The following is a 24,660-nucleotide window of genomic DNA, read 5'->3' as shown; positions in this document are numbered from 1 at the left end:
AAGATTAATTAATTATATTATTTGCTCCCATTATTTGATAAATGATAGGTTAAGCCGACCAATCCAATCGATAGATCTTCATTCTTTAGCTTTATATCCTCTGAAACCTGCAAATATGTTGGAGCAAAATTCCAAATTGCTTTAATTCCTGCTCCAACTAATCGATCAGCAATCTCTTGAGCTACTCGAGCAGGAACCGCAATTATAGCAATCTTAATCTCATTTTTGTCAATTAATTCTTCCATATTTTCTATGTCTTTTACTTTAACCCCATTAAACTCCTGACCTATCTTGTCTTCATCCTCATCAAAGACATATTTTATATTTAACCCTAGCTTTCTAAAACCATGATAATCTAATAAAGCGTGCCCCAAGTTACCTGCTCCTATTAGAGCCAAATTCCAACTTTTATTTAATCCCAAGATCTTCTCTAACTGCTTAATCAAGACTGAAACTTCATATCCAACACCTCTTCTTCCAAACTCACCATAATAAGATAGATCTTTCCTAACTTGTGTTGAAGGAATTCCAAGCCTCTTCCCTAAATTTTTAGAAGAGATAACCTCCACACTTTGTTTCTTTAACTTCTGTAACACCCGATAATATAACGGTAGTCTTTCGATAGTTGTTGCCGGAATCCCAATATTTTTCATACTATCATCTTCCTTTCTAAATTGAATTTATTTTGTTAGCTTTTTATTTATATATAAGGGGGGTTCATAACTCATTTTTTATAATTCTAATAATATAGTCAAAGATTAAATTTCTAAAGAAATTTAATCTTAAATAATAACATCTATTTTTGAGTATACTCCCCTTAATCATCTAACATCAAATTTAAAACAAGATCAAAACTATTTTTTATATCTAAAATTTATTGAAATATTAGCTTAATTTTTATAAAATACAATTATATAATTTAACTTTAATCAATAATTAACATCATTTTATGATAAGTTCCATCTTAACTTAAATAACTATACACAAACCCCAATAATGAGTCATACCACTATAAATTTGACTATTATTTCTATCTATTATATTATTAAACAAAGTTTTAAGCAAGTCCAAAGGAGGAATTAACTATTAACAACTATATTGATCCAATTGCATTCCAGATTGGCCCAGTTACTGTTTATTGGTACGGGATCTTTATTGCCTTATCTTTTTTAGTTGGGATTGGCATTGCCACTAAAGAGGCTAAAAGAAGAAATGTTAATCCAGATTTAGTATTAGATTTAATCGTCTGGACTATCCCTTTCGTAATCATTGGAGCTAGAGCTTACTATGTAATCTTCAGGTGGGATTATTATAGTCAATATCCAGCTCAAATAATTGGTCGTGGTGGTTTAGCAATTCATGGTGGTCTAATTGCTGCTATCATCGTAACTATTTTCTTCACTAAAAGAAAAAAGATTAATTTTTGGAAGATGGCTGATATTACAGCTCCAGGAATTATTTTAGGACAAGCAATCGGTCGTTGGGGTAATTTTATGAATCAAGAAGCCCATGGAGGCCCTGTAAGTAGATCATTTTTGGAAAACCTTCACTTACCAACTTGGATTATAGAACAGATGAGAATAGATGGCACCTACTACCACCCGACTTTCTTATATGAATCACTCTGGAATTTAGCTGTCTTTTCTTTTCTTTTCTTTTACTGGAACAAAAAGGATTTTCTGAAGCCAGGGGAATTATTTTTAACTTATCTTGGTTTATATTCACTAGGGCGTTTCTTTATTGAGGGCATGAGAACTGACAGTCTAATGTTTGGCCCTTTCAGAGTTGCTCAATTAATCAGCATCTTTATTATCGTGCTCTGTTTTGGTATTAGTTATTATAATCACAAAAACAAATACTAACCCCACCATATTCATAGAATTTCTCGGTGGGTTACTTAACTTCCTGCTAACTTAATTGAATTTTTTTACAAAAGATATGATTAAATAATCTAGATTATTTAATCATATCTTATCTGGTGACAACTACGACAACGTGCTTCATAGTATTCTTCATTTTGCTCAACCTCATCATCAGCTCCAGCTCCTACAACCAGTATCGGATCATTAATACTAGCTGGCTCTCCATTAATCAACCTTTGGTTTCTAGTAGCTGGATTAGAACACTTAACACAAACAGCATGTAATTTAGTTACATATTCTGCTCTAGCCATCAATTCAGGAATCGGCTCAAAACCTCTTCCAGCAAAATCAGTATCTAAACCTGCTATGATGATTCGATAACCCTCATCAGTTAGTTGGTCAGCCAATTGAACCAAGCGGTTAGAGAAGAATTGGCCCTCATCAATTGCTATTACATCCAAATTAACCTCTTTACTATATTGCTTAACCCTCTGTTTAATCTCTGCTACTGAATCAACAATTTGAGCTTTGATCTTAATTCCATTATGAGTAGCAACTTCTGTTTCACTATAACGTTTATCAAGCTTTGGTTTAAAGACAATTACATTTTGTTGAGCAATCATCGCTCGCTCTACTCTCCTAATTAGTTCACTACTCTTTCCTGAAAACATAACTCCAGCAATTACTTCTAACCATCCTGTCTTGACAGCTCCATAATAACCATGCATTTAACTACTCCTTTCAAATTAACTCCACTTCAAGCTTAATTTTCTCCATTCAAATAATATAACAAACTCAAAAACTTGTCAATCAAAATTAAGAGTCCTATATTTAGTAATAGCCAACTCATTATCTAATCCAGTAGTTTGGAAATTACTTTCACGTCCAATAAAAGTAATGATCTCTTCAACTTCAATTCCAAGCTTTCTTAACTGCTTTGCTGATTTAATCAATTGCTTATCTTCCGTTAATAAAAAAGTCGTAATTATAACCCTTTCTCCCGGCTGTAATTGATTATAGCGACAGTTATCTAATGCTACCTCTTCTGGTTTAAGGACCGTAAACTTTTTGTTTAACTGTTTGGCAAGCAGATAAGAAAATAAATAATCATCATCTGCACTTGAAACAATACCATCAATTTGATCAAGCTCAAAATTATTTTTTAAATAGCTGATCATCATTCTACTAAGCTCCTCTATCTCAACAGTTGTAGCTCTAATCTCCCCCTGATCAAGTATCTTTGTTTCTCCTAATCGTCTATCTTCAAACTTTGCTAAATTATCTCTTACCCTTTGGTAACCCAACCTATATAATTGCTCTTTCTCTTCTAATGACAGAGAAAAATCAGTAGCTCTAGTATTACCGGTTGGAATTGAGATAATATACGAATCAGATAATTCAATCTGCCGTAGTTCATTAACCGAGATTACCATATTCATTAAGGTAGTTAGATAATCAACAAAGTTATTAATCTCCGTCTGCTCTTGTTGTTCCTGCTCTAGTAATAAAAAACCTAAAACCGGCTCTTTAGCTTCATTAAATACATTTAGCGGTAAGTTGTTCATCACTCCTCCATCAACATATAGTTGAGATTGATAACGATAAGGAACATAAAAGATAGGAATTCCAATTGACATCCTGACAGCTTCAGCTACAGAAAACTCTGGGGTTTCAGTCTTAGAAAAGACCTGCTCTTTACTATAAGTTACTTCTGACGTTATAATTTTAACATTCATCCTTAAGTCTTTAAACTTATTAATTCCCTTAGCGGCTAATTTAGCCTCAATCCATCGCAAAAAATGATTACCACTATATAAACCATAATCTCTAATCAATCTAAATAGAGAAAAACCATCTTTAAATTTATTAAAATCAACCTGATACATAATTTCTTTTAATTCAGCACAGCTATAACCTGCTCCATATAAAGCAGCTATAATTGCCCCTGCTGAGCTACCAGCAATCGCTTTAACCTCTATTTCTTCTTCCTCTAAGGCCTTTAGGCCTCCTACATGGCTAATCCCCTTAATTCCGCCTCCATTAAGTGATAAGTTGACCTCCATATTAGCAACTCCTTTCTGAACTAATTTAAAGGCTTATACTCATCATATAATTAACCATGTTGCTCTGTGAGTTTTTCCAAAAAAACATAGAAAAAGAATCCTTGGTCAAGGTTCTTTTTCTATGTTTAGTCTACTTTTTACTCATTATTTATGAGCAATTGACTTAATCGCAATTTAGTTAACAAAATTTGATCCTTAGCAGCTTTTAAATCAATTTGACTACTTTTAAATTCAAAATAGTCTTCTTTAAAATTTTCTTCTGTAATCGTTCCTTTAAACTCAACTCTTCTGCCTCAACTAAACTCGACTGAAAAACTAAAAATAGTAATAGAACAAAAAAGATTTATCTACCTTAAAATTCTCCATCAGCAGACACCCCAATTTTTAATTCAGTTAAGTCCTGCAAATCCAACTTACTGACATAATAATGACTGATAACTGTAATAGTTGCTCCAGAGACTGCTTGTCTAATCTTTGTAGCGTCAGATAATCCCGATAAGATAGCTCCTACCTTTCTAGTATCAAAAAAGTTCATCGGAAGATTTAGTACATGACGATAATAATTTAAAATTAATGATACATCTATCTTTTGACTTAAATATAGTAATAAATGTTGTCTAAAAAAGTTTAAAATTACTTGAAAGAACGCTAAAAATATAACTCCAATTGAAAACACATGTAAGGTAGTTTCTAAATAATCAACTAATATATCATCAATCACTAGCGTTGCATCGAAATTTTAGATGCAACGCTAGTGATCTAAAACCTAGGTTAATAGGCTTTCATCTAGAAATATATTCTATATTTTACTTTTAATATAGAACAAGGACTACTTTTCAAAGTAATTATTACTTTGAAAAGTCTACTAAGTTATAAATTTTTGATTACTAATTTGATTTGGTTGAGTTAGTAAATCTATATTTTTTAACAATGCAACGATAGTGATAATTAGTAACAATAAATTCAATTCCATCTTTAATTGAAGATATAATTTTGTCGAGAATAAACTTAAAAAAAGAAAAAATATTTTTATTAATTTCTTAACCTTTTGCATTAATTTATCCACCCACTTACTTTATCTTTATTTTAAAGTTTACTAAAACTTGAATCTAATTTTCAATAATTGATCTAAATTTTCATAAATAATAAGATGTCCTTAAAAGTCACTTAGATAATAGATGTTTTAAACTTATATTGACTTTGGTGAATAACTAAAACCCCCAGTTAATATCTACATAATTCTTAGCTGAGAAATCTTATATAAGGTTAATAAACCAGGCTAATGAAATTATTGCTACTACAATCACTGAAGCAATAAATATATCAAAAATCAAACCTAAAATTACCTTAAGCCAATTTTTTTCTATATTTTTCATTTTGTCCTTGTAAATTATCGAACCTAAGAAAGCTCCAAAAATACTTCCGTATAAAGTTGTTTGATTAGAATTTAAACCAATATTAGAAAAAAAAATAAGACTAATACCTATTAATAGCCCCATTAAAATAGTGCTTGTATGTATCTCAAAAATCTTTTTTATGCCATCTTTTTTCATATTTAATCACCCCAAATTTTTATATTCTAACAAAAGAGGCCCCTTTTGTTACAAAAAAAGGAGCCCTATTTATAATAGGATAATTATCAAATATTAACCAAAAACATCAATAGCTGCTCCCCCAATAGCACCTACAGCAGCACCTTTAACCCCTGCAGCAGCTCCAGCTTTGCACTACTTGCAGCTTTAAAAGCGCTTTTAGCAGCACCAGCAGCATTTCTAACAGCATTTCCAGCACCACCACCTATTGCTCCTTCTCTAGCATTAGTCCACCCACCATCAACAGCCATCAATTCTTGCTCATTTAATTCTCTCATCACACATTCCTCCTTTAGATTTATTTTTACTCCTCGAGAAGTATTACATTAGTTATATTACCATCATTATCCTGATATGTAAACTGACCGATCGGGTAGGATTTTATCCATTAATTTGCAAAAACTACCCGATAGTATAGTCTTTAGTGACCAGATATAATATTTAAATTTCTTCTATGCAAATCAATCCTACCTTGATAGCCTCAACAATCATCTCTGGAGTAGAGTTTACATTTAATTTTTCAAATATTATTCTTTTATGATATTTAACTGTACTTTTAGAACAATGTAACTTATTTGCGATCTCTTTTGTTGTTAAGCCTCTACACAAATTTTTCAAAACTTTTATCTGTTTAACACTTAATTCTATTTTGTTATTCCTCTTAGATAATTTTTTTGCTTTACTTTTATCAAGATCATTAATTATCTTATCTCGCAATAACAGTGTTATTGCAATTAACTCTTGCTTCATCTTTAAATTAGTTGTTGATACAGCCAAATAAACAATTATTTCATCATTAAATCTAATTGATAGGGCATAACAGTTCCAGCCTTTAAAAAATCACAATAGTGATCTTCAGCTGAAATAAAAATTTCCTCTTTATCTATACTTCTCACGATACACCTCCCTGAACAGGTCTTTATAACCTAATTATACATATTAATCCAAATTCCTTTTTTTATGTTTTATGTTGAAAAGGGATAAGTATTGGTTTTATCCAATACTTATCCCTTTAATTTTTCAACCTCTTTTTATATTAAAGTTATTTTCTAAAATAATCTACTCCTGCCTTAAATAGTTGCTGTTCTTGTTCACCGATTATATTCTTAGCAACATTGCTTCCAATCCGCTCTGAATGTGCCATCTTACCTAAGATACGCCCATCAGGACTGGTAATCCCTTCAATAGCAACTACTGAACCATTAGGGTTAAAAGCTATATCAGATGTTGGATTGCCATCTAAATCTACATATTGGGTTGCTACTTGACCATTTTTAAATAACCTGTTTACCATTTCTTCACTTGCTACGAAACGGCCTTCTCCGTGTGAAGCAGGAATTGTATGAATATCTCCTACGTTTACATTAGTAAACCATGGCGATTTATTAGATACAATTCTTGTATTTACCATACAAGATGCATGGCGTCCTATCTTATTGTAGGTTAATGTTGGTGCCTCCTCTGTCAAATCTCTGATTTCTCCATAAGGTACTAAACCTAATTTGATTAAGGCCTGAAAACCATTACAAATTCCTATCATCAATCCATCTCGCTTGTTTAATAGGTTCATTACAGCTTCTTTGATCTTAGGATTTCTAAATACCGTTGCTATAAACTTACCTGCACCTTCAGGCTCATCTCCAGCACTGAAGCCTCCTACTAATGAAATTATTTGAGAGGTATTAATCGCTTCTACCATAGCATCAATTGATTCTTCAATCTGATGTGGCAATAAGTTCTTAAAGAGTAATGTTTCTACCTCTGCTCCTACTGCTTCAAATTGTTTTGCTGTATCATATTCACAGTTCGTTCCTGGGAAGATAGGAATCAATACCTTAGGCTTAGCTACCTTTTCTTTGCAGACATAGATATCATCAGCTTCATAAGGCTTAAAGTCAAATATTTCTTCCTCTTGATCTGCTTTGGTACGATAAATCTTCTCTAGAGGCTTCTCCCAGACCTCTATTGCCTCATCAATAGCTAGCTCCATATCATCTAGCTTAATAACTTCTCCTTCAGTCGTTGTACCCAACACCTTATAGTTTACTCCTTTAAACAACTCTTCTACCTCTGCTTCTGCTTCAACTTCTAAAATAAGCGAACCATAATTTGGGCCAAACAATAATTCATCTTCTAGTTGCTCCTCAAAGTTTACCCCAATTTTATTTCCAAAGGACATCTTAGTTACTGCTTCTGCTATTCCACCTAATGTTACTGCTTGAGCTGATAAGATAATGCCTTCTTTAATCAAGTTGTTTACTCTCTGATAAATCAGCTTCAACTGTTCAAAATCAGGTGCTTCAGCTTCATCTTTTTCTGGGAAAACGTATACAATCTGACTATCAGACTCTTTAAACTCTGGTGAGATTACATTGTTTACGTCAACAGTGTCTACAGCAAAAGATACCAATGTGGGTGGAACATCAATATCATTAAATGTTCCTGACATACTATCCTTACCACCTATTGCAGGCAGCCCAAATCCTTTTTGAGCATAAAAAGCACCCAGTAATGCACTAAAAGGTTTACCCCATCTTTCATAATCTTGATTTAATCTTTCAAAATACTCTTGGAAGGTAAATCTTATCTTTTCATAACTTCCACCAGTAGCTACTACCTTAGCTACCGATTCAACTACTGCATACAATGCTCCATGAAAAGGACTCCAGGTTGATAGTTTTGAATTATAACCATGGCTCATAATTGTACCAGTTGTTGTATCTCCCTCTAGAACAGGTATCTTAGCTACCATACTCTGTGTTGGTGTAAGTTGATATTTTCCACCATAAGGCATTAAAACACTTCCTGCTCCTATAGAACTATCAAACTTTTCTACTAAGCCTTTCTGGCTACAAACATTTATATCTGATAGATTTTCTAACCACTTTTCTTTCAACCCTACATCCTGTGATAGCCTCTTTTGAGGTGCTCTCTTGAAGTAGTTCTCTTCTTGTTGTGGTTCTTTAACTATTACTTTTGTACTTTGACTTGCTCCATTAGTATCCAAAAATTCTCGACTTAAGTTTACTATATCAGTTCCATTCCAGTTCATAATCAATCTACCATGATCTTTTACCTTTGCTACTACCGTTGCTTCCAAATTCTCTGCCCCTGATAATTCAATAAATTTCTCTACATCTTCACTATCAACTACTACTGCCATCCGTTCTTGAGACTCAGAGATTGCTAACTCTGTGCCATCTAATCCTTCATACTTTTTCGGTACAACATCTAAATCGATCTCTAATGCATCAGCAAGTTCACCGATTGCTACCGATACTCCCCCTGCACCAAAATCATTAGACTTCTTAATCAACGTACTTGCTTTAGGATTTCTAAACAAGCGTTGGATCTTTCTTTCTGTCGGTGGGTTACCTTTTTGTACTTCTGCTCCACATTCCTCGATAGATTCTTCAGTATGTGCTTTTGACGATCCAGTAGCACCACCACAACCATCACGCCCTGTCTTGCCACCTACTAATATAATCACATCTCCTGGTTCAGCATCTCCTCTAACTACATTTTCTCTAGGTGCTGCAGCAATCACTGCTCCAATCTCCATATGCTTAGCTAAAAATCTTTCATTATAGGTTTCCTCTACTTTTCCAGTTGCTATCCCAATCTGATTTCCATAAGAGCTATATCCATCAGAAGCTTCTTGGGCAATCTTCTTTTGCGGTAATTTACCAGCAATTGTCTCCTCAATTGGTGTTCTAGGATCTCCACACCCCGTAATTCTCATTGCTTGATAGACATAAGAACGCCCTGATAATGGATCTCTGATAGCTCCACCTAAACAGGTTGCTGCTCCGCCAAACGGTTCAATCTCTGTCGGGTGGTTATGAGTCTCATTCTTAAACATTACTAACCATTCTTCTTCCTCACCATCTATATCTACAGATACAATGATACTAGAGGCATTCACCTCATCAGATACCTCTAAATCCTCTAATTTACCCTCTTTTCTTAACTCTTTCATTCCCATTAAAGCTATATCCATTAAGCAAATATCTTTCTCATCAGATGTATATACCTTTTCTCTAGCTGTTAAATAGTTCTGATAAGCAGCTTTAATTGGTCTAGTATATTTACCTTCTTCGATCTTGACATCTTCTATCTTTGTAAAGAATGTTGTATGGCGACAATGATCGGACCAATAAGTATCTAAGAGCCTTATTTCTGTAATTGTAGGATCTCTTCTCTCTTCTTCCCTAAAGTAACTTTGAGTATGGAGCAAGTCTGCTTTACTCATCGCTAGTCCTAGTTCCTCTATTAAATCCTCTAATCCTACTTCATCTAATTCGATAAAACCATCTATAATATTTACTTCTTCAGGCACTTCATATTCCATTTCTAAACTATCTGGCTTAACTAACTCTGCCTCCCTTGAGTCAACAGGGTTGATATAATAATCTTTGATCTTTTCTAACTCATCTGCCGTTAAATCCCCTTGCAACACAATTATTTTTGCTACTCTAACAGTCGGTCTTTCTTCTGAGTTTAAAATCTGCATACACTGCTCAGCTGAATCTGCACGTTGATCATATTGGCCCGGTAAATACTCTATTCCAAAGGCTATCTCATCTTCTGCTAGCTCTAACTCTTCCTCAGACAACTTATCAACTGGAGGTTCTGATAAGATTGTATCGCAAGCCTGACGATATCCTTTTTCAGACATACCAGCTATATCATAACGATTAACTATTCTCAAATTCTCTAAACCTTCTAATTGCAAAGTTTCTTTAAAATCTTCTAATAACTGCTTAGCCTCTACATTATATCCTTCTTTCTTCTCTACATAAACTCTTCTGATCTGTGACATTTTTGGCCCCCTTATTTTTTAGGTTGACAGTTTACAATGAACAATTTATAATTTAATCTTTAATTATCAACTCTCCCTGCAAGCCTTTATCAAAACTCTCCGTGAAGACCATAAAAAACCATATCAACTGTCAATTGTCAATTAGCTATTTTATATTTTAATTATATCGTGATATAATTGAGTAGTAAAATTAATATTACTTATGCTATTAATTAGGAGGGGTTATTAATGAATATCAACCATGAACTATATAAGGTCTTTTATTATGTTGCAGAGTATTTAAGCTTTTCTCAAGCTGCTAATAAACTCTTTATCTCTCAATCAGCTGTCAGCCAATCAATCAAATCATTAGAAGAAGAATTGAATACTACTCTATTTATCAGAAGTACTAAACAAGTTGCCCTAACTAAAGAAGGAGAAGTGTTATTTAAACATATTGAACCTGCCTTTAATCTGATTAAAAATGGTGAAAGAAGTATTCAAGAGATCAACTCCTTTAAAAGAGGAGAGATACATCTTGGGGCCAACGATACAATCTGTAAATACTTTTTATTACCTTATTTAAAGAAATTCCACCAACTTTATCCCCAAATCCATATTCAGATTACTAATCGCACTTCTAGCAAATGTGTCCAGTTATTAAAGCAAGGTAAAGTTGATTTGATCATCAGCAATCTACCCAATAAAGAAGTTACTGACTTTATGGAAGTTGAACAAGTCTACACCTTTAATGATATCCTGATCAGTGGAGATAAATACAAACAACTTAAAGAGAAAAAAGTCTCTCTAGATAATTTAAGTGACTATCCTCTATTAATGCTAGAAAAAAAGACAACTACTAGAAAATTCTTTGAAGAATTTATCAGTCAATTAGGCATTAACCTACAACCTGAAGTGGAATTAGGTAGTGTAGATCTATTAATTGAGATGGCTAGGATAGGACTGGGAATCTCTTTTGTGCCTAATTACTGCCTTCAGGGTACTGAAGCAGGGTTATTTAAAGTCAACTTAGCAGAAGAACTACCCCAGAGAAACTTAGCAATTATAACCAATAAAAAGATTCCTTTTTCTTTGGCCAGTAAGAAGTTTATGGGATTATTACTTGGAAAATAAAATTAACCTTAGAAACCAAAACATCCTTCTATTCTTAGTTTATTTTTCTTAACCTAACTTGCAATAATAAATTGAACTAATTTCACCTTAACAACTAGAGAAGTTGCTATGCATGTAGTTATAACTTCTTAATTATAAAAAAACCCTCATTTCTGAGGGCTTTAAAATGAAAACCTTATTCTTTTTAATGTTTAAAATGTCTACGGCCTGTAAACACCATTGCAATCCCATGTTCATTAGCAGCAGCAATTACCTCTTCATCTCTTATTGAACCACCTGGCTGGATTATTGCTTTAATTCCTTTTTTCGCTGCTTGTTCAATAGCATCAGGGAACGGGAAGAAAGCATCAGAGGCAACAACTCCTCCTTCTTGGCGTCCATCTGATTTTTGAGCAGCTATAACCATCGCATCAATTCGACTCATCTGCCCTGCTCCCACACCAACTATCATTTCATCCTTAGCCATTACAATAGCATTAGAGTTGACATGTTTAACAACCTTCCAACTAAAGACTAAATCCTTAATCTGCTCTGCTGTTGGTTCAATCTCAGTTACAACCTCTAGTTCATCTTCATTAAGTTCAACAATATCACGATCCTGTACTAGTAAGCCTCCAGTTACTTTCTTTAAATCATAACCTGGCTGTTTACGATTTATACTCAATTGACCTGTTTCTAGCAGACGAACATTATCCCATCTCTCCTTTAATACATCTAAAGCTTTTTCACTAAAGCTTGGAGCAATCACAACCTCAACAAACTTATCCTCCCCTGCTATTTCTTGAGCTACTTCCCCTGTAACCTCTTGATTTAAAGCTACAATACTACCAAAAGCAGAAATAGGATCACCAGCATGGGCCTTCTGATAAGCCTCTGCTAAATCATCAGCTACTGCCATACCACAAGGATTAGCATGTTTAATTACTGCTACTGCAGGTTGTTCAGTAAACTCCTTGACTAACTCCAAAGCTCCATTAGTATCATTAATATTATTAAAAGATAATGCTTTTCCGTGTAATTGTTTTGCTGTTGTTACTGATGGTTCATTTAAATTCTGCTCCTGATAAAAGGCAGCTTGTTGATGAGGGTTCTCTCCATATCTTAAATCTGCCTTCTTAGTATAGTTATCTTGAATAATTTCTGGTAATTTTTTCTCATCACCCGTTACAATATTGGATAAATAATCTTGAATCAAATGATCATATTCAGCTGTATGTTTAAAAGCTTTATACGCTAGTTCTAGTCTTCTTTCCTCAGTTAAAGTAGTATCATTATCCTCAAGTTCTGCTAAAATACTATCATAATCACTAGTGTCAACAACGACTGCTACATCTTGATTATTCTTAGCAGCAGAACGGATCATCGTTGGCCCGCCAATATCTATATTCTCAATTGCTTCTTTTAATGTTACATCATCTTGAGCAATCGTTTCTGCAAAAGGATAAAGGTTACAAACAACTAAATCGATCGGCTTAATTCCCTGCTCTTTTAATTCACTCATATGCTCTTCATTCTCCCTAACTGCTAAAATTCCACCATGTACAGCAGGGTGTAAAGTCTTAACCCGTCCATTCATCATCTCTGGATAATCAGTCACCTGGCTGATCCCAATTACTGGTAGATCTGCTTCCTTTAGTTTCTGAGCCGTTCCACCTGTTGAAATTAAATTTACTCCTAATTTATGTAAACCTTTAGCAAAATCAACAATACCTTCTTTATTGGAAACACTGAGTAATGCTTGTCGGATTTTAGTCATATTAATCACTCTCCTTTTTATTAGTATATAGTTTAATTTAAAATTTAGTTGTAATTACCTTTTAATTATCACCTTTCTACCTTCAATTTCTAACTTGTCCTCTGCATACAACTTAACCGCTTCTGGATAAACCTTATGTTCTTCTTCTAAGATTCTAGTAGCTAAACTATCTTCAGTATCATCTTCTTTAACTGGTACCACTGCCTGTAAGATGATTGGCCCTGTATCCATACCTTGATCGACAAAATGAACCGTACAACCTGCAACCTTAACTCCATAATCTAAAGCCTGCTGTTGAGCATGTAAACCTTTAAAAGCAGGTAATAAGGAAGGGTGAATATTCATAATTCTATTTTGATAATATTTAATAAAATAAGGACTCAATAATTTCATAAAACCAGCTAAAATCACTAGTTCTACATCATATCTTTCTAATTGGTCTATAATTGCTTGCTCAAAACCATTGCTAGTACTATAATCTTCCGGGCCAACATACTGAGCCTCGATCTGATGCTTAGTTGCTCGCTCTAAAGCTTGAGCATTTTCATTATCACTGATCACAACTTTAACCTCAGCTTCTATCTCACCAGCTTCAACAGCATCAATAATCGATTGTAAATTACTCCCACGCCCTGAAGCTAGAACACCTAGCTTTAACATCTTACCACCTCGCCATTCTAATTAACAATGTATAATGTACAATTTATAATTAAAATCAAATAAATTTATAAGCTCTTTAATTGTACATTGTTAATTGTCAATTGTAAATTGCACTTCCTTCTCTCCTGACTTAACTTCTCCGATCAAATAAGCCTCTTCTCCTAACTTTTGTGCAGAATCAATTACTTGCTCTGCTTCTTCTTCTGGTACTACTAAGACCATTCCTATTCCCATATTAAAGGTACGATACATCTCTTTTTTCTCAATCTCTCCTAACTCCTGCATCAGAGCAAAGACTGGCTGTACTTCCCAACTATCTTGGTTGATTAATGCTCCAGTTTCGGCTGGTAAGATTCGTGGTAAATTCTCGATCAACCCTCCCCCAGTAATATGAGCAATCCCTTTAATTCGATACTGCTCTAACAACTTCAAAACTGGCTTGACATAAATTCGAGTAGGTTTCAATAACTCCTCACCCAATGTAGTTTCTAATTCATCAACTTGCTGATTGACCCCATACCCTGCTTTTTCAAAAAAGACCTTCCGGGCCAAAGAATAACCATTACTATGAATACCATTCGATCCTAAACCAATAATTTTATCACCTGGCTTAATATCATCTCCAGTAATAATCTTATCCTGATCAACAATTCCTACCACAAAACCTGCTAGATCATACTCTCCAGTCTGATAAAAATCCGGCATCTCAGCTGTCTCTCCACCGATTAAAGCAGTTTCAGACTGTTTACAACCAGTAGTAATTCCTTTCACTATCTCAGCTACATGATCAGGATTTAACTTTCCAGTTGCTAAATAATCTAAGAAAAATAGTGGTCTAGCACCTTGGGCCAAGATATCATTAACACACATTGCCACTAAATCAATCCCAACTGTATCATGCTGTTCCATCATAAATGCTACTTTAAGCTTAGTTCCTACTCCATCTGTTCCTGATACTAAGACTGGCTGTTGGTAATCAGTTAAATCCGGAGCAAATAAAGCTCCAAAACCACCTAGCCCAGTTAACACTTCAGGGCCAAAGGTTGATTGCACATCATCCTTTAACTTAGCTACAGCTTTATCTCCTGCTTCAATATCAACACCTGCATCTTTATAAGATAATCCCATCTTAAACCTCCCTAAATTCAGTTAATAATTAACATTTAATATTGAATAGTTAAAGATTAAAACCTAAAAAATAAAATTTTTATCATTATTCATTATTCAATGCACTTTACAGTATTTATTATTCTTGATCTATTTAATATTAAATTCTTTATTTAAACTTGAGCCTAATTCCAATGGATAATCCCCATCAAGACAGGCTGTACAGAAATCATATCCATTAGCCTTAATCGACTTTTCTAACCCTTCCTGACTTAAATAACCTAAAGAATCAGCTCCAATATGCTGACCGATCTCTTCTACGCTATTATTAGCCGCAATCAGCTCCTTACGGCGAGAAGTATCCAAGCCATAGAAACAAGGATGGGTTACTGGCGGAGAAGAAATAGCCATATGAATCTCTTTAGCTCCCGCTGCTCTAACTGCTTTAATAATTAATTTGCTCGTTGTCCCTCTAACGATAGAGTCATCTATTAGAACAACTTTCTTACCCTTAATAATCTCTTTGATTGGATTTAATTTAATCTTGACCTTTAAATTTCTGATCTCTTGAGTCGGTTGGATAAAGGTTCGGCCAACATATTTATTTCTTAAAATTGCCTGTTCATAAGCAATCCCCGACTCCTCCGCAAAACCTAAAGCTGCTGGAATTCCAGAACTGGGAACAGGAATTACTAAATCAGCATCTACTTCCATCTCCTTAGCCAACTGTCGTCCCATCTCTCGTCGTGCTAAGTGGACATTCTGTCCTCCAATCGTACTATCCGGTCTAGCAAAGTAGATAAATTCAAAGACACAGAAATTATTTAGCTCTCGTTCCCCATAATAGATACTCTTAATCCCATCTTTACTAATGATTACCATCTCTCCTGGATTAATATCTCTGATTAATTCAGCACCGATAATATCAAAAGCACAGCTTTCTGAGGCAACAACATAGCTATCTCCTAACTTACCTATAGATAGTGGTCGAAATCCATGAGGATCTCTAGCTGCTATTAAACTATCTTCAGTCATCGCAATAATACTATATGCTCCTCTAATCTGTTGTAAGCTATGAGTAAAAGCTTCTATAATATCATCCTTAAATGAACGAGCTACTAAATGAGCTATCACCTCTGTATCAAGAGTTGAATGAAAAATAGAGCCTTGTTGTTCTAAGTTGGCCCTCATCTCAGCACTATTGACTAAGTTGCCATTATGAGCAATAGCAAGATCCCCTTTGATAGAATTGATCAATAATGGTTGAGCGTTGGCCAACAAACTAGAACCTGTCGTAGAATAACGAACATGACCAATTGCCATCTCCCCAGTCAACTCTGCCAACTTCTCTTCATCAAAAACATTAGTAACTAATCCCATATCTTTATAATTTCTAAATTTACCATCATGATTAACACAAATCCCTGCACTCTCTTGGCCACGATGTTGTAAAGCATGAAGACCTAAATAACTTAAATTAGATACATCTACTTCTTTATTAGCATAGATTCCAAAAACACCACATTCCTCTTCCATTTTGTCAGACAAATCTTTACTATGGAGTGAATAATCTTTTTTCATCTCTTCCTCCCTTTTAACTTTATTACAATTATACAACACTTTTGTGCCACAGGAATCAGGAATCGGAAATCAAAAATCAGTGCACCGCTAAGATTAAGTTATTTAAGAGCTCTTAAATTAACTGCTTTTGAACTTACTGACTACTGATTCCTGACAACTATTCATTATTAAATATTAAATTCTAGTTTTGTTCTAAATAATCTTGATAACCTAACTCTTCAACTTCTGTTGCTGTCTGTTCTACTTTAGTCCTTAAATTTTTCTTATACTCCTCTAATTTCTGACTAATTTCTTGATTTGCCACTCCTAAAATCTGCAATGCTAATAAGCCAGCATTCTTAGCTCCATTGATAGCTACCGTAGCTACCGGAACTCCCCCTGGCATCTGGACGATTGAATGTAAAGAGTCAACTCCATTTAAAGTAGAAGTCTTAACTGGCACCCCAATAACTGGAATTGTAGTAATCGAAGCTACCATCCCTGGCAAGTGAGCTGCTCCTCCTGCTCCAGCAATAATTACCTGTAAGCCTTTCTCTTTAGCTACCTCTGCATAGTTGTATAAACGCTCTGGCGTTCGATGAGCAGATACAACTGTCAATTCATAATCAACTTCAAACTGATCTAAAATTTTTGCTGCCTCTTTCATAACCGGTAAATCTGAATCACTACCCATAATAACTCCTACAACAGGTTTCATTATTAGTTCCTCCTTTATAGATTCAATTTGAGACTAAGTCTAAGTTTAAATAAGACCTAAATCATTATGCTCATAATGGTTTGCTCATCCTTAACCTCAATCTTATACCTACTCTCCCCTAATTTGGATCAACCCTTCTGCTTTACTCGCTCTTTCAGCTGCTTGCTCTACATCATCTGCCATCACAGTAAGATGACCCATCTTCCGTTCATAATAAGACTCTCTTTTACCATAAATATGGACTTTGGTCTCTGGAACTTGTAAAGTTTGCTCAATTCCATCAACTACTGCTTGACCTTCTTGTTTACCTCCTAGTAAGTTCCTCATCACTATTGGTCGCAATAAATTCGTTGGCCCTAATGGTAAACCTGTAATTGCTCGAATATGCTGTTCAAATTGAGAGGTAATACAACCTTCAATACTATAATGTCCTGAATTATGAGGACGAGGTGCTATCTCATTAATTAATACTTCCCCGTTTTCAGTCGTAAACATCTCTATACAGAAGATACCAACCCCTGCAAAAAGATCAATCACCTGCCGGGCCAACTCGACTGCTCTGCTTTTTATTTGCTCTGTAATTTGAGCAGGAACTTTAGTCTCGATTAAGATACTATTTTGATGCTTATTTTCTGCAATTGGATAAACTACACTCCCTCCAGCAGTATCACGACAGATAATCACAGATATCTCTCTAGTAAACGGAATAAAACGTTCTACCATCAATGTTTGTTGGCCCGCTCCTAGTTCTTGATAGGCTAGCTCAACATCATTTTCTTTCCTAATTAAAGCATTACCTTTGCCATCATAACCACCAGTACAACTTTTTAACATCATAGGATAACCAAATTGATTGGCTACCTCTTTAATCTCTTTTACTGTATTGACCTGCTTAAACTCAGGTACAGGAATGTCTGATTCCATTAATTTCTTTTTCTGCTGATATTTATCTTGAATAACTTCTAAGCTGGTAGGTGTAGGATAAATCTGATAGCTTTGCTCCTCTAACTGCTTTAAAATTTCTACATTGATATGCTCAAATTCATAAGTTATTACATCTGACTTATCAGCTAATTGTTTAATTGCTTGCTTGTCATCAAACTGAGCAATAATCTGCTCATCTGCGATACTACTAGCAGGACAATCAAAGCTAGGATCTAAAATAATAACTTCAAAGTCCATCTTCTTAGCTTCTAAAATCATCATCTTACCTAGTTGGCCCCCACCAATAATTCCAACCCTCTTATTTATAATCTCTTCCTGACTCATACTAACACCTCTTATTAAGTTTAAGTCTGAGCCTAAGTTTGAGTAGAAACTTAAAACAATCTATTCTTAATGGTTGACTTAGACTTGATCGCAAACTTAGACTTAAAGCTAAACTGTAATTTAGTTAAATCTTAACCCCTTACTCAGCGCAAATTAATTAGTTATTCAGAAAGTTTTTCTATAGCTTTTTGTCCAATATCAGTCCTATAATGAGCACCAGTAAAATCTATTCTTTCCACAGCTTGATAAGCCTGCTCAATTGTAGCTTGATAATCATTACCTAAAGCAGTAACACCTAATACTCTACCTCCTGCTGTCACTAAGCTTCCATCTTCCTTAGCCGTTCCTGCTTGAAAGACAACCGCCTCCTCATCAGCTATCTGCTCTAAACCTCTTATCTCTTTGCCTGTCTCGTATTCAACAGGATAACCACCAGATGCCATAACTACACAAACAGCCTTCTGTTTACGCCAATTTACTTCTATTTCCTCTAGTTTGCCAGCAATCACTGCCTCTGCTATCTCAACTAGATCAGTCTCAAGTAATGGTAATACAACCTGAGCTTCTGGATCACCAAAGCGAACATTATACTCTAATACCTTAGCTTCACCTTTCTCAATCATTAACCCTGTATACAAAACACCCTTGAAGGTGATTCCTTCTTGCTTTAAAGCTTCAATTGTAGGTTTTAAAATTTCTTCATAAACTTCTTCTAATAACTCCTCTGTAACAATCGGTGCTGGAGCATAAGCTCCCATTCCTCCAGTGTTTGGCCCTTGATCACCATCATAAGCTTGTTTATGATCTTGAGAAGCTACCATTGGAATTATCTCTTCTCCATCAGTAAAAGCCAATACTGTCGCTTCTTCACCAGTCAAAAATTCCTCAATTACAACCTGTGCTCCTGCTTGACCAAACCTCTCATCAACCATAATTTCCTCTACTGCTGCAATCGCTTCTTCTTCAGTTTCAGCTACTATTACCCCTTTACCTGCAGCTAAACCTTCTGCTTTAACTACAATTGGTGCTCCTTCTTGCTTTATGTATTCAATTGCTACTTCTGCATCACTGAAACTTTGATATTTAGCTGTTGGGATTCCATATTCCTGCATCAAATTCTTTGAAAAGACCTTGCTCCCTTCTAATTGTGCTGCTTGTTGATTCGGGCCAAAGATTTGTAAACCTTCCTTTTCAAAACGGTCAACAATACCTGCCACTAATGGTGCTTCTGGCCCTACAAAGGTCAAATCAATTTCTTCCTCCAAAGCAAAACTTACTAAACCTTCAATATCATCACTATCTAACTCTACATTAGTAGCCAACCCATCTGTCCCAGCATTACCTGGTGCTACAAAAAGATCTCTTACCCTTTGATTTTGTTTTAACTTCCAAACCAAAGTATGTTCTCTTCCCCCACTACCAATCACTAATACCTTCATCAAACCCCACCTTTCTCAAATTAGTTTACAATGTACACGCAATTATATAGTTTTTGTATACGATCTAAAATACCCAGGCAGAAAGGCTCTACTAGTAATCAAACTAAGAGTAGAACCTCCCCGCCTGGGCTTTTTTCCCTTCGGTGTAATATAAATATCTGTATCGCTTGGACCAGCCACTGAAAAGCAGTTAATATTTAACACTTAATATTGAATAGTTAAAATCCAAAACCTTAAAAGATAAAAAGTTAATTTTTATTTCTAATTATTTTTAATCTCTTCTAATTATTCAATATTCAATATTAAATGAACTTCAGTACGGAACCCTAGATACACTTCCCTCATAGTCAGATAGTTTGCGGCTATCCGGTAGAAACTCATGAGCCCTATTCTCACTATTATATGAGGTGCTATTCACCACTATTTTGTTTACAAGTTTATGATAACAAATAAAAGTTAGTAAGTCAATATTGATCCGAATATTTTTCTTGTAAACATTTTTATTATTCACCATCATAGACTAACTATCTGCTTTGTTTAATAACTAACCCTCAAGTTCTTCTAATCTAGTCAATATCAGTTCCCCTTTGACTTCTATTACCTCATCATCTTCAGACATCTTGATTGCAGTTTCTAAATCCTCAATTGCTTCTTCTAATTTTTTAAGCTCTTTATTCTCCTCTTCTCCTTCCAGACTTTGATCTATTTCAAAGTATAGGTCTTTTAACCTCTCTAGCTCAATATGTTGTTCTTCCCTTAACTTCTGCTCCTCTATTTGTAAACGATTTAAAAAGATTATCTTTCTAGTGCTAGCCTTTGCCTCTTTTATCTCTGCTTCTCCTTCTAGATCATATCTTCCATATAACTTAGCAACTTCTAAATCGAATTGGGTTGCACTCACTAATGCTACTAAAAAGAGCTTATCAGCAACCTCTTCTGTCATTTGATTGAGTCTAGTTTCAATTCTTTCAACCTGTTCTGGTTTTAGATTAACTTCACTTTCATATTCATTCCAACTTTGATGAAGAGCTTCAACTTCACTTTCTAATTCATCCCAACCTTCTTCTATTTCTTCTACTAATTCTTCCTCTTCCTGAGGTAGTTGATTATTTTCTTCATTCTCCTGTTCATTATTTAGTTTATTTAAATCAACTTCCCTACTTTGTTCCATTCTTTCTAACTTTAACTCTTCTTCCTCTCTGCGCTCCTCAATTTGATTATAAATCCCCTCTAACTCTTCGATAATTCCTTCATTAATAGCACTAACTTCTAATAAAGAGTCAGGAGGAAGATTTTCATCTGGATTGTTTTCATTATTTTCTTCTCCATCACAGCCGACTAAGGCTATTAAAAAACTAACAATTACTATCATGATTAATTTTTTATTGGTTAACACCTTTGCCACCCCTAAATGAAGGCTTTTAATTTAATATAACTCAGTTTAAACCCTCTTATTCACAACTAAAATGATCTTTGGCATACTCTAAGGTTACATCTGAATCTAAGTGATTTCAAAAATAAAACCTGACCGGTTAATCACCAATCAGGTTAATTAAAGTAAACTATTCATCTCTTCCAAATAATCTATCAAGCACCATTGCCAAAATAACAACACCCAAACCAGCTTCAAAACCTAAACCAACATCAACGGTAGATAAAGAGCGTAAAACTGGTTCGCCTAATCCGCCAGCTCCAATCATAGCAGCAATTACTACCATAGATAATGATAACATAATGCACTGATTAATCCCCAGCATAATAGAAGGTAAGGCCAATGGTAGTTCAACTTTATATAACATTTGCCAAGTAGTACAACCATAAGCTTTACCTGCTTCTTTTAACTCATCAGAAACCTGTTTGATCCCTAAGGCAGTTAAACGAATTGGTGGAGCAATAGCAAAAATCACAGTAGCTAGCACCCCAGAAACATTTCCTAATCCAAAAAACATCAATGCAGGAATTAAGTAAACAAATGGAGGAATTGTCTGAATAAAATCAAGAAATGGCCTAGTAATTAAATCAGTTGTTCTATTATGAGCCTTCAAAATCCCAATTGGAATTCCTAAGATTAAAGAGATAATAACTGAAGTGATAATTGCAGACAAGGTAATTACTAAATAATCCCACATCCTTAGATTTAATATTAATAAAAAACCTACCGCTACAAAAGTAGCTACTTTAACCCCCTTCAATTTCCAAGCCAACAAAACAAAGAGTGTAATTAGTAACAACGGATGACCAAAAGATAAAACCCCTTCAAAACCATCAATCAATGAACTAACAAGACCAGAAAAAATATTCAATGGCTCATTGAAATTAATAATTAAGAAATCTACTGCGGCTTCTACCCAATCTCCTAAAGGTATTTTAGTAGTTAATAAGTCAACTAAATTGTTTATCATCACTCAACCTCCTCTAACTAAATTAACAATATAAAATTTAGCGACATTCATAGCTATGAATGCCGCTAGATAAAAACTTAGCAAGCCTTATTGAACTTTTCGCTCAATTACTTCTATTGCATCTTCTCCCTCGACAGAACTAAGTCCTACAACCCACTCTTCAACAAGATCTAAATTATTCTTAATCCATTCTTCAGCTACCTCATCAGCCGGTCTTTCCTGTCTGCCATATTCATAAATCCATTCATTTTGAATATCTGAAGTTACAGCAAATCGCTCTAAAAACTGATAAAACTCAGGTGATTCATTCTTGATTTCAGGTCGAACTACAGTCTTAACCCGATCATTATCACCCCAGATTCCTTCTGGATCATCTAAATATTTAATGTCATAAGCAACATTCATCCAATGAGGCTTCCAGCCATGAAAAGCAATCCATTCATCATTTCTAACTGCCCGTTCCAAGGCACTCATCATAGCTGGAGTACTAGATACTGTCAACTCCCAATCCTCTAATTGATAAACATCATCTTCAATAGCTTCTTGAATAATGATATTACCATCATTACCTGGTTCCAATCCAACTATTTCATGGTCAAATTTTTCTCCATACTCATGCAAATCCTCCATAGACCGAACTCCAGCTTCCCAAACATACTCAGGAACTGCAGTCCGATACAGAGTCTCATCAAGATTGACCCGAACAGGTTCAACGCCCCCTCTTTTCTCATACTCTCTATAATTTACTTCCATAGTTGGCAACCAAACTGCTAAAAAAGCATCAATATCTCCTGCTTCCATACCTTGAAATAACGGCTGTTGCATTAAAGAATGCATCTCTGTCTCATACCCTAAGTAATCAAAGATTGTATCTACTACATGAGTTTTGACCGTAGCTCCTGGCCATTCTACATAACCTAAATTAATACTAAACTCTTCTTCAGCAATAGTATCTTGCTCTTGCCCACAACCTACTACAACAAATACTAATAATAAAACCAACAAGACTGAAATGAACTTAGTTTTAAACATATAATCTCCTCCTGTTTAAATAATAATTAAACTCTCTTACCAGCTAAATTTGCTAAAACATTACTCTTGATTAATATCCCTAATAACCGACCTTGCTCATCTAATACCGGTAAAGGAATATCTAAATTAGCCATTTGAGCAAATAACTCATCTATGTTCTCCTCTGGGCCAACTGTCGGAACCTCTTTAATTAAAGCACTGAGATCCTCTTCCCCCTGATTAATTGCTGTCACTACATCCTCAATCTTAACTATTCCTCTAAGCTTTCTTTTATCCTTTACAGCAAAGATACTAGAAATTTGATTCCTTCTCATCTTATGTAATGCTGTATGTGGACCATCCTGTTCATAAACCAATTCAACCGGCTCAGTCATAATATCTTCAGCAGTTAAGATACGAGAACGATTAACATCTTGGACAAATTCACGAACATAATCATTTTTAGCATTAGTTAAGATCTCTTCTGGAGTTCCTAATTGAACAACCTCTCCATCATTCATAATTGCAATCCGATCTCCTAGTTTTAAAGCTTCATCCAAATCATGGGTAATAAAGATTATAGTCTTATCCAATTGATAATAAAGCTCTAATAATTTATCCTGCATTTCCTTTTTGATTAAAGGATCTAAAGCACTAAAAGGTTCATCCATTAATAAAATATCTGGATCAACAGCTAAAGCCCTAGCTAACCCTACTCGTTGCTGCATTCCTCCACTTAGTTGTTCTGGATACTGATCTTCCCAACCAGCTAAACCAACCTTCTCTAATGCCTCCCTTGCTTTAATCTCTCTTTTTGACTTATCTGTTTGTTGTACTTCTAGACCAAATTCTGCATTTTCTAATACAGTTTTATGTGGGAAAAGAGCAAAATTTTGAAATACCATACCAAATTTATCTCTTCTTAGTTGACGTAACTCCTCCTGATCCAACTCTAATAGATTCTCTCCTTCTAATTTAATTTCACCAGCAGTTGGCTCATTTAATCTATTTAAACATCTTAATAATGTTGACTTCCCACTACCTGACAAGCCCATAATTACAAATATCTCTTGAGAGTTAATATCAAAACTAACATCATTCACTCCAATTGTTAAATTAGCCTCTTCTAGTACTTCTGCTTTAGAATAGCCTTCATTTAATAGTTTTAATCCTCGCTCTGGATTATCACCAAATATTTTAAATAAGTTTTTTATCTCCATCATCTTCATTATCTAAGCCAACCTCCTTAACTTATTATCTCCCCAAATAAAAAAGCTTTGAAATAA

Annotated in this window: 21 protein-coding genes and 1 riboswitch; of the genes, 2 read left to right on the top strand and 19 right to left on the bottom strand. The window is 34.6% G+C overall.

Annotated elements, in window-relative coordinates; translation table 11 throughout:
- Positions 1-17: 17 nt before the first annotated feature.
- Positions 18-653, bottom strand: coding sequence for a redox-sensing transcriptional repressor Rex (locus ACKF5P_RS11640; RefSeq protein ID WP_408955357.1), 636 nt, complete (start codon positions 651-653; stop codon positions 18-20).
- A gap of 432 nt (positions 654-1,085) precedes the next feature.
- Between ACKF5P_RS11640 and lgt the strand changes: the two genes are divergently transcribed.
- Entirely contained in the window at positions 1,086-1,862 is a 777-nt protein-coding gene (lgt, locus tag ACKF5P_RS11635) for a prolipoprotein diacylglyceryl transferase (protein WP_408956657.1), read from the top strand.
- Positions 1,863-1,960: 98 nt separating this feature from the next.
- On the opposite strand, the gene ACKF5P_RS11630 is transcribed toward lgt, so the two are convergent.
- The 7 genes from ACKF5P_RS11630 to ACKF5P_RS11600 form a co-directional block, all read right to left on the bottom strand.
- Complete coding sequence (locus ACKF5P_RS11630) at positions 1,961-2,590, bottom strand: thymidine kinase (protein WP_408955356.1); 630 nt, start codon at positions 2,588-2,590, stop codon at positions 1,961-1,963.
- A 78-nt stretch (positions 2,591-2,668) separates the two neighbouring features.
- The gene (locus tag ACKF5P_RS11625) at positions 2,669-3,925 is read right to left on the bottom strand and encodes a patatin-like phospholipase family protein (protein WP_408955355.1); all 1,257 of its coding nucleotides are present in this window, start codon (positions 3,923-3,925) and stop codon (positions 2,669-2,671) included.
- A gap of 352 nt (positions 3,926-4,277) precedes the next feature.
- Entirely contained in the window at positions 4,278-4,646 is a 369-nt protein-coding gene (locus tag ACKF5P_RS11620) for an ABC transporter transmembrane domain-containing protein (protein WP_408955354.1), read from the bottom strand.
- A gap of 535 nt (positions 4,647-5,181) precedes the next feature.
- Positions 5,182-5,478 (bottom strand): hypothetical protein, encoded by a 297-nt coding sequence (locus ACKF5P_RS11615; RefSeq protein ID WP_408955353.1) that lies wholly within the window; start codon positions 5,476-5,478, stop codon positions 5,182-5,184.
- Positions 5,479-5,609: 131 nt separating this feature from the next.
- Positions 5,610-5,795: a class IIb bacteriocin, lactobin A/cerein 7B family gene (locus ACKF5P_RS11610; RefSeq protein ID WP_408955352.1), complete on the bottom strand. Its 186-nt coding sequence runs from the start codon at positions 5,793-5,795 to the stop codon at positions 5,610-5,612.
- 163 nt (positions 5,796-5,958) lie between these two features.
- Entirely contained in the window at positions 5,959-6,294 is a 336-nt protein-coding gene (locus tag ACKF5P_RS11605; RefSeq protein ID WP_408955351.1) for a helix-turn-helix transcriptional regulator, read from the bottom strand.
- 265 nt (positions 6,295-6,559) lie between these two features.
- Complete coding sequence (locus ACKF5P_RS11600; RefSeq protein ID WP_408955350.1) at positions 6,560-10,339, bottom strand: phosphoribosylformylglycinamidine synthase; 3,780 nt, start codon at positions 10,337-10,339, stop codon at positions 6,560-6,562.
- Positions 10,340-10,567: 228 nt separating this feature from the next.
- On the opposite strand from ACKF5P_RS11600, the gene ACKF5P_RS11595 reads away from it, so the two are divergent.
- The gene (locus tag ACKF5P_RS11595) at positions 10,568-11,452 is read left to right on the top strand and encodes a LysR family transcriptional regulator (RefSeq protein ID WP_408955349.1); all 885 of its coding nucleotides are present in this window, start codon (positions 10,568-10,570) and stop codon (positions 11,450-11,452) included.
- 184 nt (positions 11,453-11,636) lie between these two features.
- On the opposite strand, the gene purH is transcribed toward ACKF5P_RS11595, so the two are convergent.
- The 11 genes from purH to ACKF5P_RS11540 all read right to left on the bottom strand — a co-directional run bounded on the left by purH (position 11,637) and on the right by ACKF5P_RS11540 (position 24,603).
- Entirely contained in the window at positions 11,637-13,208 is a 1,572-nt protein-coding gene (gene purH / locus ACKF5P_RS11590; RefSeq protein ID WP_408955348.1) for a bifunctional phosphoribosylaminoimidazolecarboxamide formyltransferase/IMP cyclohydrolase, read from the bottom strand.
- Positions 13,209-13,262: 54 nt separating this feature from the next.
- The gene (gene purN / locus ACKF5P_RS11585; protein WP_408955347.1) at positions 13,263-13,868 is read right to left on the bottom strand and encodes a phosphoribosylglycinamide formyltransferase; all 606 of its coding nucleotides are present in this window, start codon (positions 13,866-13,868) and stop codon (positions 13,263-13,265) included.
- A gap of 90 nt (positions 13,869-13,958) precedes the next feature.
- Positions 13,959-14,996, bottom strand: coding sequence for a phosphoribosylformylglycinamidine cyclo-ligase (purM, locus tag ACKF5P_RS11580; protein ID WP_408955346.1), 1,038 nt, complete (start codon positions 14,994-14,996; stop codon positions 13,959-13,961).
- Positions 14,997-15,125: 129 nt separating this feature from the next.
- Positions 15,126-16,556, bottom strand: a complete 1,431-nt coding sequence (purF, locus tag ACKF5P_RS11575) for an amidophosphoribosyltransferase (RefSeq protein WP_408955345.1) — start codon at positions 16,554-16,556, stop codon at positions 15,126-15,128.
- 181 nt (positions 16,557-16,737) lie between these two features.
- Entirely contained in the window at positions 16,738-17,253 is a 516-nt protein-coding gene (purE, locus tag ACKF5P_RS11570; RefSeq protein ID WP_408955344.1) for a 5-(carboxyamino)imidazole ribonucleotide mutase, read from the bottom strand.
- A gap of 108 nt (positions 17,254-17,361) precedes the next feature.
- A complete protein-coding gene (locus ACKF5P_RS11565) occupies positions 17,362-18,522 on the bottom strand; it encodes a 5-(carboxyamino)imidazole ribonucleotide synthase (protein WP_408955343.1) in 1,161 nt (386 codons plus the stop codon).
- 161 nt (positions 18,523-18,683) lie between these two features.
- Positions 18,684-19,961, bottom strand: a complete 1,278-nt coding sequence (gene purD / locus ACKF5P_RS11560) for a phosphoribosylamine--glycine ligase (RefSeq protein ID WP_408955342.1) — start codon at positions 19,959-19,961, stop codon at positions 18,684-18,686.
- 324 nt (positions 19,962-20,285) lie between these two features.
- Positions 20,286-20,387: riboswitch (purine riboswitch) on the bottom strand.
- A 118-nt stretch (positions 20,388-20,505) separates the two neighbouring features.
- Complete coding sequence (locus tag ACKF5P_RS11555; RefSeq protein ID WP_408955341.1) at positions 20,506-21,357, bottom strand: hypothetical protein; 852 nt, start codon at positions 21,355-21,357, stop codon at positions 20,506-20,508.
- A 166-nt stretch (positions 21,358-21,523) separates the two neighbouring features.
- Positions 21,524-22,363, bottom strand: a complete 840-nt coding sequence (locus ACKF5P_RS11550; RefSeq protein WP_408955340.1) for an ABC transporter permease — start codon at positions 22,361-22,363, stop codon at positions 21,524-21,526.
- A gap of 87 nt (positions 22,364-22,450) precedes the next feature.
- Complete coding sequence (locus ACKF5P_RS11545) at positions 22,451-23,395, bottom strand: ABC transporter substrate-binding protein (RefSeq protein ID WP_408955339.1); 945 nt, start codon at positions 23,393-23,395, stop codon at positions 22,451-22,453.
- A 26-nt stretch (positions 23,396-23,421) separates the two neighbouring features.
- On the bottom strand, positions 23,422-24,603 hold the full coding sequence (locus ACKF5P_RS11540; RefSeq protein WP_408955338.1) for a glycine betaine/L-proline ABC transporter ATP-binding protein: 1,182 nt from the start codon (positions 24,601-24,603) through the stop codon (positions 23,422-23,424).
- Positions 24,604-24,660: the final 57 nt, after the last annotated feature.

The organism is Natroniella sp. ANB-PHB2 (genome assembly GCF_046097105.1).
Classification (GTDB): Bacteria; Bacillota; Halanaerobiia; order Halobacteroidales; family Halobacteroidaceae; genus Natroniella.
The sequence above is the reverse complement of the archived record's forward strand: the minus strand, read 5'-3'. Positions and strand labels throughout refer to the sequence as shown.